The organism is Haladaptatus sp. DJG-WS-42 (assembly GCF_037198285.1).
GTDB lineage: Archaea > Halobacteriota > Halobacteria > Halobacteriales > Halococcaceae > QDMS2.
Genome location: NZ_CP147243.1, coordinates 2,261,569 through 2,278,460, shown reverse-complemented (window position 1 = coordinate 2,278,460; position 16,892 = coordinate 2,261,569). Strand labels below are relative to the sequence as shown.

The following is a 16,892-nucleotide window of genomic DNA, read 5'->3' as shown; positions in this document are numbered from 1 at the left end:
CACCCTGAACACTATATTCTTCTCTCCCATCGTGGGTGGTGAACCCATGAGCCAAGGAATCAGAGACCGGGCAGTCGAGATTCGACGGACGTTCCATCGGTATCCAGAGCCGTCGTGGCGCGAATTTCTCACGACCAGTCGGTTGGTAGATGAACTCGAAGCTCTCGGCGTAGACGAACTGCACGTCGGGTCTGACGTGCTCGTCTCCGAGTCGCGGATGAGCGTCCCCGACGACGCCGTCCTCGAAGACTGGTTCGAGAAAGCGCGCGCAAACGGCGCACGCGAAGACGTGCTCGAAAAGACGAAAGGCGGACACACGGGCGTCGTCGCCGTCGTAAACAAGGGTGACGGCCCCGTCCTCGGCCTGCGCGTGGACATCGACGCGCTCCCGCGCCCCGAATCGACCGACGAGAGCCACTACCCCAATCAAGAAGGCTTCCGCTCCGAGAACGACGGCGCGATGCACGCCTGCGGCCACGACTCGCACATGACGATGGGGCTCGGCACCATCGAAGCCATCCAACAGAGCGACTTTTCGGGCACGCTAAAGGTGTTTTTCCAGCCCGCAGAGGAGGTTCTTGGCGGAGGCAAGCCGATGTCTGAATCGCCGCTCGTAGACGACGTCGAAGCACTTCTCGCCGTCCACATCGGCCTCGACCATCCCTCCGGTGAGGTGGTGGCGGGGAGCGACAAACCGCTCGCAGTCCGCCAGTCGCGCGTAACGTTCACGGGCGAATCAGCCCACGCGGGCCTCGCGCCGAACGAGGGGCGAAACGTCATGCAGGCGATCGGGACGGCCATCCAGAATCTCTACGCCATCCCCCGCCATCGAGACGGCCTGACGCGCGTGAACGTCGGCTGGGCGGACGTGGGTGAGGCGACGAACGTCATCGCGGACGACGGCGAACTCGGCATCGAAATCCGCGCCGAGACGAACGAGTTGCTCGACTACATGAACGAGAAGGTTGAGCGCACGCTCCGAGCGGCCGCCGACATGCACGACGTAGAAGTCGAAACAGAACTCCTGAGCATCGCGCCACGCGAGGACAGCGACGAAGCCGCCGTGGACGCCGTCGCTACCGCCGCAGAAGGTGTTGAAGGCGTCACGTCCGTCGTCCGCCGGGCGGACTTCGGCGCGAGCGAGGACGCCACCTACCTGATGCAAGCGGTCAAGGAAAACGGCGGCATCGCTGCGTTCCCCATCATCGGTACTGACCACCCCGGCGGCCACCACACCGCGACGTTCGACGTGAACGAAGAGGACATCTTTGTCGGCATCGACGTGCTCTCGGGCGCACTGCTCGAACTGGAAACGCGAATATGACACCACACATCACCGTCCTTTCGACGGGCGGCACGATTGCGAGCACCGGCACGTCCGCGGGCGCGACGCCCACAAAAGAAGGCGGCGAACTGGTCGATGCCGTCCCCGAACTCACTGACTACGCCGACATCAGCGTCGATGAGGTGGCCCAGATTTCGAGCTTCGCCATGAACTTCGAGACACTGACCGCCATCGCGGCGCGCGTTCGCGAACTCGCCGCAGACGGCACCGACGGCGTCGTCGTCACCCACGGCACGGACACGATGGAGGAGTCTGCGTACTTCGTCGACGTGGTCGCTGGCGATACGATTCCGGTCGTGTTCACGGGCGCACAGCGTCGGCCGGACGAACCGGGCGCAGACGGGCCGGCGAACCTACTCACCGCGGTTCGCGCGGCGAGCAACGAGCGCGTTCGAGAGGCAGGCGGCGCGTACATCGCATTTGCGGACAGCCTCTACTCAGCGCGCACCGTGACGAAAGGGCATACGAGCAATCTCGGCACGTTTTACGCCCCGGATGCAGGGCCGGTCGCAAGCTTCCTCCGCGGAGATGTGCGCTTTTTCCGCCAGCCGGGAAGCGAGACGGTGTCGATTCCAGTGAGTGAGGTTACCGCAAGCGTCGAGATGGTGAAAAGCGGCGCGGGCGTTGACGGGCGACAGATAGCACGCGCACTCGAAGCTGGCGTAGACGGTCTCGTACTCGAAGGAACCGGGCTCGGGAACACCACCCCCGCGCTCGAATCGGCAGTCGCAGACGCGATTGCAGATGGTGTACCCGTGGTCGTCACCTCACGATGCCACGGCGGCGCGGTCAACGGCATCTACGGCAAAGGCGGCGGCGCGCGCACGCTCGAAGAACACGGCGCGATACTTGGGGGCGACCTCCCGACACACAAAGCTCGACTCACGCTCGCGCTTGCGCTCTCTGCGACCGACGACCGAGCAGCGGTGCGCGAGTACGTCGAAGCCGCGTCGATGTCCGGCATCTGAAGCGTTTTCCGGGTGCTCTCCATAGCATCCAGTATGCGTGCTATTCGATACCACGACTACGGTGACGAGTCAGTGCTCTCGCTCGACGAGGTTCCCCTGCCTGAGCCCGCGGCGGGAGAGGTTCGCGTCGCAATCGAGGCGGCGAGCGTCAATCCCATCGACGCCAAACTCCGTGAGGGGCTGCTCAAGCCAACGGCGGGCCTCCCCCATGTTTGCGGCGTTGACCTCGCTGGAGTTGTAGACGAAGTCGGTGCGGGCGTCACCCGCCTCGAACCGGGCGACCGCGTGTATGGAACTGGCTTCGGGTGGCAGGACGACGGGACGTACGCGGAGTACGCGGCGGTTCCGGCAGACCGACTTGCCGTGCTCCCTGACGACGTGTCGTTCGAGACGGGTGCGGCCGCCGCGCTCGTCTGTACGACGGCGTGGCGCGCGCTCGTGACGCGCGGTGACCTCCGCGTCGGGGAGACGTGCTTAGTTCACGGGGCGAGCGGTGGCGTCGGTCACGTCGCCGTCCAGATTGCTGCTTGTGCGGGCGCGCAGGTGGTTGGAACAGCCCGGGGTGAGGAAGCAACCGAGTTCGTCTCCGGGCTGGGTGCGGACGCAGTGCTCGACTATCGCGAGGACGAGCTAGCCGACGCCGTCCACGAGGCACTCGGCGGACGGCCCGCAGACGTGGTACTCGACGCCCACGCCGACAAACACCTCGAAACCGACCTCGCCGCGATTGGTCGCGGCGGTCGCATCGTCGTCATCGGACAGGGTGCCCCCGTGACACTCTCACCGTCCGTGTCACTTGCAGCAATGTTTGACGACGCCGACGTCCGTTTCATGTCAATTATGGCGTCAATGGACGACCAACGACAGGTACTTGACGCCGTTTCGCCGTTGCTCGGAACTGGAGAAATTAGCCCAACTATCGAAGCAACCTACCCACTTTCTGAAGCGTCGGCTGCGATGAAACACGCCGCGTCACCGGGAGTGTTAGGAAAAATTGTGATAAATACAACTAACTGATTTATTACATATAAGAAATTCGTGATAGTCGGGAACAGTCACACGACACGGGATGTGGCAAAAACACTGAACTGACCATTCTATTCCGTGAAATGATGGGTTGACGTGACGGGGAATGGTGCATGATAAATCCAGACAGTTGTCGCAAAATTATCTTTCTTACGACAATAAATTCTAATTAATTAACAACATGATTGGTGACAACGTGTGCCAAACCATTATATAGCACTTCTTCAATGGATGAACACGGTGCAGTAAGGTAATGGCAATCACAGATCCAATACGTCGTCTTGGTGGCATTTTCGCTGAGCTATCGCTAAGATACGTTCCAAACCCGTACGTTCTTGTAATCCTATTGACAGTCATCGCATTCGGTGGTGCAATTGCCGTTGGGTCGTCCCCAACAGAGGCAATGACCGCGTGGACTGGTGGCGTCTGGACGCTCCTTGGTTTCATGGCAGCGTTCGCCGTCACACTGATGATGGGAGACGCAATCGCAAAGTCACCTGCAGTAACTCGCTTCCTCGCACGCATTGCGAAACTGCCATCCAGCCCGTTCACGGCTGTGGCATTCGTTTCGTTCGTCGGCATGATCGCCGGCCTCATCTCGTGGGGTCTTGGCCTCATCGTCGGTGCCGTGATGGCGAAGCAAGTCGCATATCAGGGCAGAGAAAAAGGCATGAACCTTCACTACCCGCTGCTCGCCGCAGCAGGGTACACCGCGCTCATGATTTGGCACTCCGGGCTGACCACGTCGAGTGGTCTCATCATGGCCGACCCAGCGCTCATCCCGCCAACGTTCGAGGCGGCACTCGCGCAGTTCCCGAACGAGAACGTCATGGAGAATGGCTTCTCGCTTGGGAAGACCATCGGCCACCCAGTGAACCTCGTGACGGTTGGCCTCATGCTCGTCGTCATCCCACCACTGATGGGTGCACTCCACCCCAAGGACGATGACGAAATCAAAACCCTGCCTGACAAGGTCTACCGGCAGATGGCCGGTGACAAGGCCTCCACCGACGGCGGCGTGGCAGAAGAATCGAAGACCGGCGTCGCGCCCGGCCTGGCTGGGACGACGTTCGCAGACAAGCTGAACAATTCGAAGATAATCGGACTCGTCATCGCGCTGTTCCCACTCTACTACGTCATCAATGCGTGGATCATCAACGGACAGGGCATTTCCAGCCTGACGCTGAACAGCATCAACGCGATGTTCATCTTCCTGGCGATGATTCTCTGGGTCACTCCAAAGCGCATCGTCCAGCAGATGGACGAATCCGTCGAGAACGTCGGTGGCATCATCTTCCAGTTCCCGTTCTACGCGGGTATCTCTGGGCTGCTCACCGGCACCGCGCTGACCGCGACCATCGCGAACTTCTTCGCGTCCATCGCGACGCCAACGACGTGGCCAGTTATCGGCCTCATCAGCGCCGGTATTGTTAACATCTTCGTGCCATCCGGCGGTGGTCAATGGGTCGCACAGGGTCCGATCCTGCTCGACACCACCGCACAACTTGGAATGCCACTCGAAACGGCAATCCTCATCGAGATGATGGGCGACCAGCTCACCAACATGGTGCAGCCGTTCTGGGCGCTCCCACTGCTGGCACTCGCAAACCTGCGTGCCCGTGACATCATCGGTTACTCCACGGTCGCAATGGTTGGCGGCTTCATCATCATGGCCATCACGATGACCGTGATGCTCGGCCTCCCAGCGGCATAATCTCGACTTTCGACTGCTGACTACCCGAATTTTCGGGTACTTTTTAACCACACTCACGAACGCGAGCCGCAGGCTCTCGGCAAGGTTGGGATAGTCTGTCAAACCTTAAGGCGGCGGGTCACCTCGCTTCGAGTAATGTTTGACCCCGACGAGCTTGCGCAGATTCGGGAGGAAAAAGAGACGTGGGAGGAAGAGCAAGTCTCTCCGACCGTCGAACGATTCGGCGAACGCGAAGACGAGTTCACCACCGACACGGGCGGACAGACCGTCGAGCGTCTTTACACGCCTGCCGACGTCGCAGACCTCGACTTCGAGGAAGATATTGGCTTCCCAGCACAGGAGCCCTACACGCGTGGCGTCTACTCGACCATGTACCGCGGGCGGCTCTGGACGATGCGCCAGTACGCCGGGTTCTCCACCGCAGAAGCGACCAACGAACGGTTCAACTACCTCCTCGACAGCGGGTCGTCCGGGCTCTCGATGGCCTTCGACTTGCCGACGCAGATGGGCTACGACTCGGACGCGACGATGGCGCAGGGCGAAGTCGGGAAATCCGGCGTCGCCATCGACTCGCTCGCGGACATGGAGACGGTGTTCGACGGGATTCCGCTCGACGAAGTCTCGACGAGTATGACCATCAACGCGCCCGCCTCCATCCTGCTCGCCATGTACATCGCCGTTGGCGACAATCAGGGCGTCGACCGCGAGCAGTTGCGCGGGACGATTCAAAACGACATCCTCAAAGAGTACGTCGCGCGCAACACCTACATCTTCCCGCCAGAGCCGTCGATGCGCATCATCACGGACATCTTCGAATTTTGTGCAGAGGAAGTGCCGAAGTTCAACACCATCTCCATCTCGGGCTACCACATCCGCGAGGCGGGTTCGACGGCTGCCCAAGAACTCGCCTTCACGCTCGGCGACGGTATCGAATACGTGAAAGCCGCCCTCGAGGCAGGCCTCGACGTGGACGACTTCGCGCCACAGCTTTCGTTCTTCTTCAACGCCCACAACAACATCTTCGAGGAAGTCGCAAAGTTCCGGGCCGCCCGCCGCCTCTGGGCGCGCATCATGGAAGAGCGCTTCGACGCGCAGAATCCGAAGTCAAAACAACTCAAGTTCCACACCCAGACCGGTGGCTCCACCTTGACCGCCCAGCAAGTGGAAAACAACGTCGTGCGCGTGGCGTATCAGGCGCTCGCGGCCGTCCTTGGGGGCACGCAGAGTCTCCACACCAACGGGAAGGACGAAGCCATCTCGCTGCCGACCGAGCAGTCGGTGCAGACCGCGCTCCGCACCCAGCAAATTCTCGCCCACGAGTCGGGCGCAGCCGACACCATCGACCCGCTCGCCGGCTCCTACTACGTCGAAAGTCTGACCGACACCTTAGAGGAAGAGGCGATGGCGCTCATCGAAGACGTAGACGAGCGCGGCGGCATGCGCGAAGCAATCGAAGACCAGTGGGTCCAGCGCCAAATTCAGGACGTTGCCTTCGACCGCCAGAAGGAAATCGAAAACGAGGAGCGCATCATCGTCGGCGTGAACAAGTATCGCGTCGACGAAGACCCACAGCCGGACGTCCAAGAGGTCACGGAAGAAGACGAACGCCGGCAGATTTCTCGGTTAACGGACGTCAAAGCAGACCGAGACGAGGAAGCGGTCGAAGCCGCGCTCTCCGCACTCACTGAGGCCGCAGAAGGGAACGAGAATCTCATGCCGTACATCATCGACGCGGTGAAGGTGTACGCGACGACGGGCGAAGTCTCGAACACCCTGCGCGACGTGTTTGGTGAGTACCGGCCCGGCGCGGCGCTGTAAGTTCGCACTCCCTCGATTTTATCACCCGTTCACACCCTACTTCAGCCATGCACTTCGACCACGCTGGGATTGCCACTGACGACGCAGACGCGCTCATCGACCTGTACGGCGACTTGTTCTCGATGCCCGCCGTCCACGAAGAGGAGTTTGGCGACCTGCGCGTCGTCTTCTTAGACTGCGGCGACGGCTACTTCGAGTTGTTAGAGCCAATCGAGGAGGGAACGGTGTCGCGGTATCTCGAAAAGAACGGGCCGGGCATCCACCACCTCGCGCTCGCAACCGACGACATCGACGCCGCCCTTGACAACGCCCGTGACCACGGCGTAACGCTCATCGACGACGAACCGCGCCCCGGCGCGTGGGGCCACGACGTGGCCTTTCTCCACCCCAAATCGACCGGCGGCATCCTCATCGAATTCGTCCAACACTAATGCCCACCGTCAAAGCCCTCGGCGAAATCGCGTTCCGCACCGAATCGCTCGATGGGATGGTCGAATTCTACGAAGACGTGGTTGGCTTAACTCTGCTCCGGCGCGGCGACACGTACGCCTTTTTCGACCTCGGTGAGTCCTACGGCGGGCACACGCAGGTGTTCGTCCTGTTCGACCGCATCGGCGGAGACGACTACGACGGTCTCGACAAACGGCGCACAACGATGGACCACGTTGCCTTCGCCATCGACCTCGCGGACTTCGACGCGGAGAAGGAACGACTGGAAGCCGCGGGCCTCGACGTACGGACGACGACTCACGGCTGGGTCCAGTGGCGCTCGCTCTACTTCGAGGACCCGGATGGCCACTCCGTGGAGTTCGTCGCCTACGACGAGACGATTCCGACGGACGAGTCCTAATAATGCCCGCGGCGTTCGAGACGTTCGTGCTCGGCGCGCTGTTCGGCGTCTCCATCGCCGCGCCGGTTGGGCCAATTGGCATTCTCTGCATCCAGCGAACGCTCTCGAATGGCTGGCGGTCGGGCGTCGTCTCGGGACTCGGCGCGGCGACCGCGGACGCCGTGTACGGCGCGATTGTCGCCTTTGGCGTGACGGCGATTTCGTCACTCTTGCTTACGTATGCGTCGCCGTTGCGGCTGGTCGGTGGGCTGTTGCTCCTCGTACTTGGTGTTCAAACGCTCCGGCAGGCCCCTGCGACGGAATCGGCCGAGGAATCGAACGGGCGCGGGCTCGTTTCTGACTACACCACGACGCTCGCGCTCACGCTTGCGAACCCGGTGACGATTCTCGCCTTTGTCGCCATCGTCACGGGCTACAGCGTGGCCGTCGGCTCTGCGGTCGAAGCCGGAGCACTCGTCGTGGGCGTCTTTCTCGGCTCGGTCGCGCAGCATGAGCAGACGACCTGCTTCGTCTACGACGCGCGCGCCAGCGGCCGAGACGAAGCCGTCGTCTGCGTAGTCCCAGAAGCCGTCAAAGCGCGTGCCCGAGATTGCCAGTGTCTCTTCGTACACGTCGGGCAGGTCGCCATAGTCCCCGCACAGGCGCTCGTAGAGACGCGTGGCTTCTCGCTCGGCGTACGGAGTGCGGGACACGAACCCACCGTTAGGTTCGCGCGGGAAAACGCTACTGGCTTAGCCGAAGTTCTCGACTTTCGCGGTCTCTGGGTCTGCGCCAGCCGCCTGCAGGGCGTCGGTTGCGGCGTCTAAGAAATCAGCAAAGCCGTAGATGAACACCTGTTCGTCGCCGGTGAGCACCGACGCGACGGCGTCGGTCATCGACCCGTCTGCGTCGAGGATGAACACGTCTGCACCCTGTTCTTCGAGCGCGGCGAGCCGGGCTTCGTGAACCGGCGCGTCGTCTACGTAGACAATGCCCGCTTCGCCACCGTCCTCGAGCGCGCGCTCTGCGATACCGACTGCTGGCCCGACGCCCGGGCCACCTGCGAGGATGACCGCGCGCGCCTCGCCTTCGTAGTAGTCGTTGCCGAACGGCCCGGCAATGGTGACGGTATCACCGGCTTCGAGCGTTTCGATGTGCGGGGCGACATCTCCGTCGGGGTCGATGCCGACGGTGAGTTCGAACGTGTCGGTCACGCTCGGCGAGGAGAGCGTGTAGAAGCGCGAGACGGTTTCGCCCTCGATTTCGAGGCTGAGTTTGACGAACTGGCCGGGTTCTGCGCTGAAGCCATCCGGCGTTTCGAGGTCCAGTGCGACCGTCTCTGGGCCGACGCGGCGATTCGCGGCGACGGTTACTTCGCGTGGTTCCATACCCCACACATATGGGTTATGGGCAAATGCACTTTCGTTCCTCGTTTACTGACTGATTCAGAAGCCTTTTGCACCGGTACAGCAAACCCATCACCGACAATGCCAGAGGACCTGAACTGGGCCATCGGCGGTGAAGCCGGCGATGGAATCGATTCCACTGGGAAGATTTTCGCCCAGGCACTCTCTCGCGCAGGCCGACACGTCTTTACATCCAAAGACTTCGCATCTCGTATTCGTGGTGGCTACACCGCATACAAGATTCGAACCTCGGTTGATCGCGTCGAGAGTGTCGTAGACCGACTCGACATTCTGATTGCACTGACCCAACGCACGGTCGAAGAGAACATGGAAGAGCTCCACGAGGGCTCGGTCATCATCTACGACGGTGAACGAACCACGATGAAGGACTTCGAAGCCCCAGACGGCATGATCGGGCTGAACGTCCCGCTCCGCCGCCTCGCAGAAGAGGCCGGTGGGGCCATCATGCAGAACATCGTCGCCCTCGGCGCGGCGTGTGAAGTCTCTGACTTCCCCATCGAGAACCTCGATGAATCGCTCGAAAAGCGCTTCGGCTCGAAGGGTGGCTCCATCGTCGAGAACAACTCGAAAGCCGCCCGCGCAGGTCAAGCGTACGTCCGCGAGAACTACGACTTAGACCTCGATTACGAACTCGAAACCACCGACGCAGACTACGTCCTGCTGAACGGTGACGAGGCTATCGGCATGGGCGCAATCGCTGCTGGCTGTCGATTCTACGCTGGCTACCCAATCACGCCCGCGACCAACGTCATGGAATACATGACCGGTCGCGTAGAGCAGTTCGGTGGCGCAGTCGTCCAGGCAGAGGACGAACTGTCCGCCATCAACATGGCCCTCGGTGCCGCGCGCGCCGGTGCCCGTTCGATGACCGCAACCTCTGGGCCGGGCATCGACCTCATGACCGAGACGTTCGGGCTCATCGCAACGAGCGAGACGCCGCTCGTCATCACGAACGTCATGCGCTCTGGGCCATCCACCGGGATGCCAACCAAGCAAGAACAGGGCGACCTGAACCAGATGCTCTACGGCGGCCACGGAGAGATTCCACGCTTCGTCCTCACGCCAACGAGTATCTCCGAGTGTTTCCACAAGACCGTCGAAGCGTTCAACTTAGCAGAAAAGTACCAGACGCCGGTCTACCTCGCCGCAGACCTCGCGCTTGCGGTGAGCGAACAGACCTTCCCGCCAGAAGAGTTCGACATGGACAAGGTCGAAATCGACCGCGGCAAGGTTGTTGACGAAGAGTCCCTCGGCGAGTGGGTCAACGACAAACAGCAGTTCAAGCCACACGCGCTCACCGAAGACGGCGTCTCGCCGCGCGCGTTCCCCGGCACGAAAGGTGGTGCCCACATGTCCACTGGTCTCGAACACGACGAACTCGGTCGCCGTACCGAGGACACGGATATGCGCGTCGAACAGGTCGACAAGCGCAACCGCAAAGTCCAGACGGCAATCGAAAACGAAGACTGGTCGCCACGCGAGTTCGGCGACGCAGACTCCGGCAACCTCGTCATTTCGTGGGGGTCGAACGAAGGTGCAATCCGCGAAGCGCTCGAATTCTTAGACGACGAAAACGTGTCCGTGCGCTTCCTCTCCGTACCGTACATCTTCCCACGGCCAGACCTCACCGAGGAAATCGCCGCCGCAGACGACGTTATCGTGGTCGAGTGTAACGCGACCGGACAGTTCGCAGACCTCATCGAACACGACGCGCTCCGCCGCGTAAAGCGCCTGAACAAGTACAACGGTGTCCGCTTCAAGGCAGACGAGCTGGCAGCAAAAATTAAACAGGCTCTCGAAGAGTCTGTGGAGGCAACCGCATGAGCTCCGACGTTCGATTCACTGATTTCAAATCCGACAAGCAGCCGACCTGGTGTCCCGGATGCGGTGACTTCGGGACGATGAACGGCATGATGAAAGGCCTCGCCGAAACCGGCAACGACCCGGACAACACGTTCTTGGTCGCCGGGATTGGCTGTTCGGGCAAAATCGGGACGTACATGCACAGTTACGCGCTGCACGGCGTCCACGGTCGCGCCCTGCCCGTTGGCATCGGCGCCAAACTCGCAAACCCCAACCTCGAAGTGATGGTTGCGGGTGGCGACGGTGACGGCTTCTCCATCGGCGCGGGCCACTTCGTCCACGCCGTCCGCCGCAACGTCAACATGACGTACGTCGTGATGGACAACCGCATCTACGGGCTCACGAAGGGACAGGCCTCGCCGACCAGCCGCGAGGACTTCGAAACCTCGACGACGCCGGACGGCCCAATGCAGGCGCCGGTCAACCCACACGCGCTCGCGCTCGCTGCGGGTGGCACGTTCATTGCCCAGTCGTTCTCCTCTGACGCGCTGCGTCACGTCGAGATCATCAAACAGGCAATCGAACACCCCGGCTTCGCGTTCGTCAACTGTTACAGTCCGTGTGTCACGTTCAACGACGTGGACACGTACGACTACTTCCGTGACTCGCTCGTGGACCTCAAAGAAGAAGACCACGACCCAACGGACAAAGACGCCGCGAAGGACGTCATCTTCGACTCCGAAAAGGAGTACATGGGCGTCATCTACAAAGACGAAAACTCGGTTCCGTTCGAGGAACGTTGGGGCATCTCGGAGAACATGTCCCAAATCGAGGACAAGCCGCCAGAAGGCACGATGGACCTCGTCCGCGAATTCTACTGAACAGAATCCGCGATTTTTTGTTTATTCGTCGATGAGCGACGCGTCTTTTCGCTCAACGCTGACGTGTGGTGGCAGAATAACGCATGGTTCGTCCCCTGAGAGGTCGACGGTGATGACGCCTTTGAGACCGTCGACGGGGATGGTTCGGTTCAAAAGACTGCTGTTGAGTTCGATGTGTCCCATGGGAAGCATTTGGGCGACTGTATGACGCCCTGTGTACAGTGATGTTATCCTATTAACAAGTAAGTATTGGCCATCTGACTTCTCTGGGGCGTGAATGGGTGGCGACGTGCCGGAGCGAAAACGCCCCAAGACCGGGGGCACATACATCGTTTTTTTAAGACCCGGCGGTATAGTGGGTGTAATGGCAGCCGAACGCTACGATATTATCATTGTTGGGGGTGGCACCTCCGGGACCTTTGCGGCCGCAACGGCTGCAAACGAGGGTCTCTCCGTCGTTATTCTTGAGCGGAAGTCAAGAGAGGACGGTGGCATGATTGCCTGCGGTGATGCAATCAAGGGGAAAAGTACGTTCCCCGACGTCATCGACCGCGAGTATCTCCGGGCCGAATCGTTCACGAACGAGAACATCCTGAAAGCGCGCTTCGAAAACCCGCTTACGGATTCGCACTTAGACATCCCGTTCCGGGCACCGGGCGCTGTCGTCGACCGAAAGCGCTACGGCGAAGTGTTGCTCGAAGAAGCAGAGCGCGCCGGTGCCGAGATTCACTGGGACACCGTCGTCAGAGACGTTATCCAGAACGATAGCGGCCGGGTCACGGGCGTCACGACGACGCGAAAAGGGAACGTCAAAAACTACGAGGCGGAAGTCGTCATCGACGCCGCCGGTTCCCTTTCGCTACTGCAGGACAAAGTTGACTTCTCGAACACCACCTTCGACACCAAGGTGAGCTACTCGCAGTTCTGTTCTGCCTACCGCGAGGTGCTCATCACGAAAGAGCCGGTTGACTACCACGACGCCATCGTGTTCAAGCCAACCGAAGAGCTTGGCTACCTCTGGTACTTCCCACGCTCGCCGACGGAAATCAACGTCGGGCTTGGCTTCCAGATGAACAAGCCGCCGATGAAGCTCGTCGAGGTGTTGAAAAACGACATCCGCTCGCGTCCCGAGTTCGATGGCGCGAAAATCAAGAACAAACTCGGCGCGGCGCTCCCAACCCGTCGGCCGTACGATTCTGCCACGGCAAACGGCTACATCGCGGTGGGCGACGCTGCGGGCCACGTCAACCCGACGACGGGTGGCGGCATTCCAGGTGCGGCGAAAGCCGGACACTGGGCCGCCCTCGAAGCCATCAAGGCAATCAGCGAAGGCGACGTGACTGAGTCCAACCTCTGGAACTACAACCAGCGCGTCATGCAGGACTTCGGCAAGCGGTTTGCGGCGATGGACATCTACAACATCTTCGGTGGCGCACACGACGTGAACGAACTCGTGAAAGTCATCAGCGCACTCCCCGGCCAACAGCTCCTCGACACACTTGGCAAGGAAGGGAACGCCTCGATGAGCTTCGGTCTCAAAGTCAAAACCGCGCTCAAGACGTTCGGCCACTGGGACGTTCTCTACGAACTCTACAAGGTACAAAAGAAAGCGAACGAACTGCGCGACGTGTACGACCAGTATCCGGACGACCCAAGCGGCTTCGAGTCGTGGCGTGAGTCGCGCGACGCCGTGATGGATGACGTGTACCGAATCACGGGCGCGACGCCGAAGTACTGAGTTCCGCTTTCCCAACCCCTTTTCTGCTGGCTCACGTAGGGCCGGGTGACTATGTCCCTGCCAACCAGTGACGACTGTCCGCGTACCGATGGCATGCCGCTTCTCGGCCTCGGCACGTGGGAAAACAAAGACCAAGCGCAGTGTGCAGCGAGCGTCAAAACCGCCTTAGAGATGGGGTATCGCCACATCGACACCGCCCAGATTTACGGCAACGAAGAAGGCGTTGGCCGCGGTATCGAGCAGGCGGACGTTCCCCGCGAGGACATCTTCCTCGCTACAAAGGTGTGGATTGACGAACTCGCACCCGAAGACGTGCGCGCCTCCACCGAAGAGAGCCTCGACAAACTCGGTGTGGACTACGTTGACCTCCTCTACATCCACTGGCCCGCCCGCGAATACGAGCCAGAAGCGACGTTAGAAGCATTCAAAGACCTGAAAGCCGACGGCAAAATCCGACGGATCGGCGTGAGTAACTTCGAGCCAGAACAGCTCGACACAGCCCGAGACATTCTCGGCGATGCGGTGTTCGCCAATCAGGTCGAACTCCATCCACTGCTCCCCCAACACGACCTGCGCGAGTACTGTGACGAACACGATATCGAACTCGTCGCCTACTCGCCGCTCGCCCGCGGTGACGTCTTCTCCGTCCCGGAACTCACCGCGATTGCAGAGAATCACGACGCATCTGCCGCACAGGTCAGTCTTGCGTGGCTGCGCGAGAAAGGGATTACAGCGATTCCGAAGGCGACGAGCGAAGCCCACATCAGCGATAACTGGCAGTCGCTCAACCTCGACCTCTCCGCAGACGAAATCGCAGCGATTGACGACCTCGACCAAACCGACCGGAAGGTCGACCCGCCGTTCGCGCCGTGGTGACAGTCTGGGTTACAGAAGGTTGAGAGTTAAGGGCCCGCGCCCGAAACTCAGGTACAATGTCGGTCGGTGAACGAAACAGCGGGCTGGTGTCGGGCATTCGCGTCGACGTGACGCGGTTACACGAGACGTGGATGGAACTGGTGTTTCCGCGCCAACTGGACACAGCGCACACCGTCCTCGGGAAATGGAAGCCGAACAACACGCTCGGGATGGCGGCCTATCGTCTCTGGGGCGCACTCGGCGTGCCGCTCGTCGCGATTCTCTACCCGCTTGCCCTCTTTGGCTATATGACGCGGTTTTACACACGCAAACTAGACGGGACAGCCACGCGCCTCGGCGTCGCGGGCGTTCTCTTGCTCTCGCTCGTCGTCTGGGGTGGGCTCACCGCGCTCGCCCGGATACGCTTTTCTGCAGACGGCTTCATCGCCGTCGCCGCGGCGAGCGTCGTCGCAACCCTCGCCGCGGTGCTCGCCGTCATGTTCAACCGCGTCGGTGGTCGGGGAACGACCGTTCTGCTCGCCTACCCGTTCGGGATGACGGCGCTGTTTCTCCCGCCGGTCGTGGCGGCGCTCTATTCGCCGACGCTCGCAGACGCCATCTTCCCCCAGAGCACGACCCTCGCGCGCTGGATTCTCGATAACCTGCTTTCGATTGGGAATCTGAACACCTACATCCGCACGAGATACGACTTAGAGGGCGTTGCGTACGTCGGCATGTGGTTCGGGATTGCGGTGCCGCTTGGCTGGCTGCTCGGTGTTCTCGTCACCATCGCTGATGTGCTCCGCCCGGCACGCGACTAACGGCGCAGGCGACTCAACGCTTCGACAAATTCTTTCGGTCGCTGTGTCCCAACGAGCAGCGTTTTCCCGCGGTATCTGAGTTCCACACCCGCAGTTCCACGCACGTTGTACGCCCAGCCGTTTCTCCCGCGGCGGATGCCCCACCCACCGTACTCGGCGAGCGGGCGGTATTCGCGGGCGTCAAAGCCCGTGAGTTCTGCGGCCGGGATGTGGCGTTCTGAGAGGTGAAGCGGGAAGAATTTGAGGTGCACACCGTCTTTGCGCACCTCGGTTTTGAGGCCGAGGACGGCGAAGAAGGCGAGAAAGACGAAACCAAGCGCCCCAAAGAGGGCGCGCTGGAACAACGATTCGGCCTCGGTGAGCGCCGCCCAAAACAAGATGAGCGCCACGAAAACGAGAATCGCCCAGAGCCACGGCTGTCTGAAGCGTTGGGTCTCGCGGAAATAGATTGTCTCAGTCACAGTTGTTGTTAGTCTCTGTTCGGAAAAAACGGTTTCCTGCTCACATGTAGCCGAGGTCGCGCAGGCGCGCCATCAGGCCCTCTTTGTCCTGTGCGCGACCGGCGCGCTCGGTCGTGTGTTCTAAGTCTTGGAGCCACGCCGGTCGGTCGTCGCTCTTCGCAGAGCCCTTCGCCGTGCCGAGGCTACGGAAGCCTTCGAAGTACTTTGGCCCCACTGGCAGGTCTTCCGGCATCAGGCCGTTTGGCAGGTCGTCGTAGCCTTGTGGGACGTAGCCGTCCTGTGGATAGTCCGAGACGAGGTCGGGCACGAGGTAGTACCAGAAGGCGTCCCAGAGTGACCGTTCGTTGAACTGGAGAATCGGCTGGATGCGGTCGTGTGGCGGGTACTTCTCAGAGTCGTGGCGCGGGCTAAAGAACGTCTCATTTTTTCGAGCGTCCTGTTCGTCCCAGCGCACGCCAGAGAACACGCCGTCAATGTCGTGTTCAGTGATGGTGTTGTTGAGCGCGACGGTCTTGAGCAGGTGGTTGCCCGCGTAGGAATCGGCGGAGAGCACGAACGTATCGTCGGTGTGGTCGAGCCGGGTGCGCAGTTCGTGTTGGTTCTGCTCGCTCAGGTCAGAGACCGGAATCTCGTCGCCCGGCGACGCGCCGAGTCGGGCGAAATCCTCGTTGCGCGAGATGATGAGGTCTACGCCGAGCTTGTCGGCCCAGCGGTGGACGAACGCCGTCACGTCGTCGAAGTGTTCGTAGTGGTCGATGAACACGACTGGTGGCATCTCGTAGCCGAATTCGTCTGCAACTTCTTTGACGAAGTAGAGGACGAGTGTCGAATCCTTCCCGCCGGTCCACATGATGGCTGGATTTTTGTACTGCGAGAGCGCGGTTTGGGTGACCTCGATTGCCTTCGCAATCTTCTCGTCTACGCTTGGGTAGTCTGCGGCGCTCTGCGAGTGACCGTCTTCGTAGTCTACGCTGAGATACGAAGGAAACCCTTCAGGCATTGGTGTCTCACTTTGCGCGCGCACAGCATATTGGTATGGGCTACCTACTGGGCTACGGGCAACTGGTTGGCTCTGCCTACTCGGCGCACTCGGGTCGCACAGCTCACAGATGTGAAAACGGAAAAAGCTGACTTCCCGGTGGCGAGTGTGGAACCCAACCATGCGTGTGTCGGAGCCTCCCCAGACCCCGGAACACCACCGTGGAA

General features: G+C 60.9%; 17 protein-coding genes. 13 read left to right on the top strand and 4 right to left on the bottom strand.

The features are described from left to right. Window positions 1-46 precede the first annotated feature (46 nt). The 8 genes from V5N47_RS12300 (at window position 47) to V5N47_RS12265 (ending at window position 8,527) form a co-directional block, all read left to right on the top strand. Entirely contained in the window at window positions 47-1,324 is a 1,278-nt protein-coding gene (locus V5N47_RS12300) for an amidohydrolase (RefSeq protein WP_338727875.1), read from the top strand. After that, window positions 1,321-2,313 carry an asparaginase gene (locus V5N47_RS12295; RefSeq protein ID WP_338727873.1) on the top strand — a complete coding sequence of 331 codons (993 nt, stop codon included), beginning with the start codon at window positions 1,321-1,323 and terminating at the stop codon, window positions 2,311-2,313. Before V5N47_RS12300 ends, V5N47_RS12295 begins: the two co-directional genes overlap by 4 nt. 33 nt (window positions 2,314-2,346) lie before the next feature. Beyond that, window positions 2,347-3,330 (top strand): NADPH:quinone reductase, encoded by a 984-nt coding sequence (locus tag V5N47_RS12290; RefSeq protein ID WP_338727871.1) that lies wholly within the window; start codon window positions 2,347-2,349, stop codon window positions 3,328-3,330. A 262-nt stretch (window positions 3,331-3,592) separates the two neighbouring features. Further along, window positions 3,593-5,053, top strand: coding sequence for a TIGR00366 family protein (locus tag V5N47_RS12285; RefSeq protein ID WP_338727869.1), 1,461 nt, complete (start codon window positions 3,593-3,595; stop codon window positions 5,051-5,053). A gap of 135 nt (window positions 5,054-5,188) precedes the next feature. Continuing rightward, a complete protein-coding gene (locus V5N47_RS12280) occupies window positions 5,189-6,871 on the top strand; it encodes a methylmalonyl-CoA mutase family protein (RefSeq protein WP_338727867.1) in 1,683 nt (560 codons plus the stop codon). Window positions 6,872-6,918: 47 nt separating this feature from the next. Further along, window positions 6,919-7,302: a methylmalonyl-CoA epimerase gene (gene mce, locus V5N47_RS12275; RefSeq protein ID WP_338727866.1), complete on the top strand. Its 384-nt coding sequence runs from the start codon at window positions 6,919-6,921 to the stop codon at window positions 7,300-7,302. Next, the gene (locus V5N47_RS12270) at window positions 7,302-7,721 is read left to right on the top strand and encodes a VOC family protein (RefSeq protein ID WP_338727865.1); all 420 of its coding nucleotides are present in this window, start codon (window positions 7,302-7,304) and stop codon (window positions 7,719-7,721) included. The genes mce and V5N47_RS12270 overlap by 1 nt, the downstream gene beginning before the upstream one ends. Window positions 7,722-7,723: 2 nt before the next feature. Continuing rightward, window positions 7,724-8,527 (top strand): LysE family transporter, encoded by an 804-nt coding sequence (locus tag V5N47_RS12265; RefSeq protein ID WP_338727864.1) that lies wholly within the window; start codon window positions 7,724-7,726, stop codon window positions 8,525-8,527. Here the strand turns inward: V5N47_RS12265 and V5N47_RS12260 are convergent. After that, window positions 8,453-9,088, bottom strand: a complete 636-nt coding sequence (locus V5N47_RS12260) for an FAD-dependent oxidoreductase (protein ID WP_338727862.1) — start codon at window positions 9,086-9,088, stop codon at window positions 8,453-8,455. The two genes, V5N47_RS12265 and V5N47_RS12260, sit on opposite strands and share 75 nt — an antisense overlap. 99 nt (window positions 9,089-9,187) lie before the next feature. Between V5N47_RS12260 and V5N47_RS12255 the strand changes: the two genes are divergently transcribed. Next, a complete protein-coding gene (locus V5N47_RS12255; protein ID WP_338727860.1) occupies window positions 9,188-10,951 on the top strand; it encodes a 2-oxoacid:acceptor oxidoreductase subunit alpha in 1,764 nt (587 codons plus the stop codon). Next, window positions 10,948-11,811, top strand: a complete 864-nt coding sequence (locus tag V5N47_RS12250) for a 2-oxoacid:ferredoxin oxidoreductase subunit beta (protein ID WP_338727858.1) — start codon at window positions 10,948-10,950, stop codon at window positions 11,809-11,811. Before V5N47_RS12255 ends, V5N47_RS12250 begins: the two co-directional genes overlap by 4 nt. Before the next feature lie 21 nt (window positions 11,812-11,832). Here V5N47_RS12250 and V5N47_RS12245 read toward each other — a convergent pair whose 3' ends face one another. Then, on the bottom strand, window positions 11,833-12,003 hold the full coding sequence (locus tag V5N47_RS12245; RefSeq protein ID WP_338727857.1) for a hypothetical protein: 171 nt from the start codon (window positions 12,001-12,003) through the stop codon (window positions 11,833-11,835). Between the two features lie 172 nt (window positions 12,004-12,175). Here V5N47_RS12245 and V5N47_RS12240 point away from each other — a divergent pair, with 172 nt between their 5' ends. From V5N47_RS12240 to V5N47_RS12230, 3 genes are read left to right on the top strand one after another with little or no spacing between them, the layout of a single operon-like run. Then, entirely contained in the window at window positions 12,176-13,549 is a 1,374-nt protein-coding gene (locus V5N47_RS12240) for a geranylgeranyl reductase family protein (protein ID WP_338727856.1), read from the top strand. Between the two features lie 51 nt (window positions 13,550-13,600). Then, entirely contained in the window at window positions 13,601-14,425 is an 825-nt protein-coding gene (locus tag V5N47_RS12235) for an aldo/keto reductase (protein ID WP_338727855.1), read from the top strand. A 56-nt stretch (window positions 14,426-14,481) separates the two neighbouring features. Further along, complete coding sequence (locus tag V5N47_RS12230) at window positions 14,482-15,225, top strand: hypothetical protein (RefSeq protein ID WP_338727854.1); 744 nt, start codon at window positions 14,482-14,484, stop codon at window positions 15,223-15,225. On the opposite strand, the gene V5N47_RS12225 is transcribed toward V5N47_RS12230, so the two are convergent. Together V5N47_RS12225 and V5N47_RS12220 are read right to left on the bottom strand one after the other, a co-directional pair. After that, complete coding sequence (locus V5N47_RS12225; protein ID WP_338727853.1) at window positions 15,222-15,686, bottom strand: hypothetical protein; 465 nt, start codon at window positions 15,684-15,686, stop codon at window positions 15,222-15,224. The genes V5N47_RS12230 and V5N47_RS12225 overlap by 4 nt on opposite strands. Before the next feature lie 40 nt (window positions 15,687-15,726). Continuing rightward, a complete protein-coding gene (locus tag V5N47_RS12220; protein WP_338727851.1) occupies window positions 15,727-16,686 on the bottom strand; it encodes a phosphoadenosine phosphosulfate reductase family protein in 960 nt (319 codons plus the stop codon). Between the last annotated feature and the right edge of the window lie 206 nt (window positions 16,687-16,892).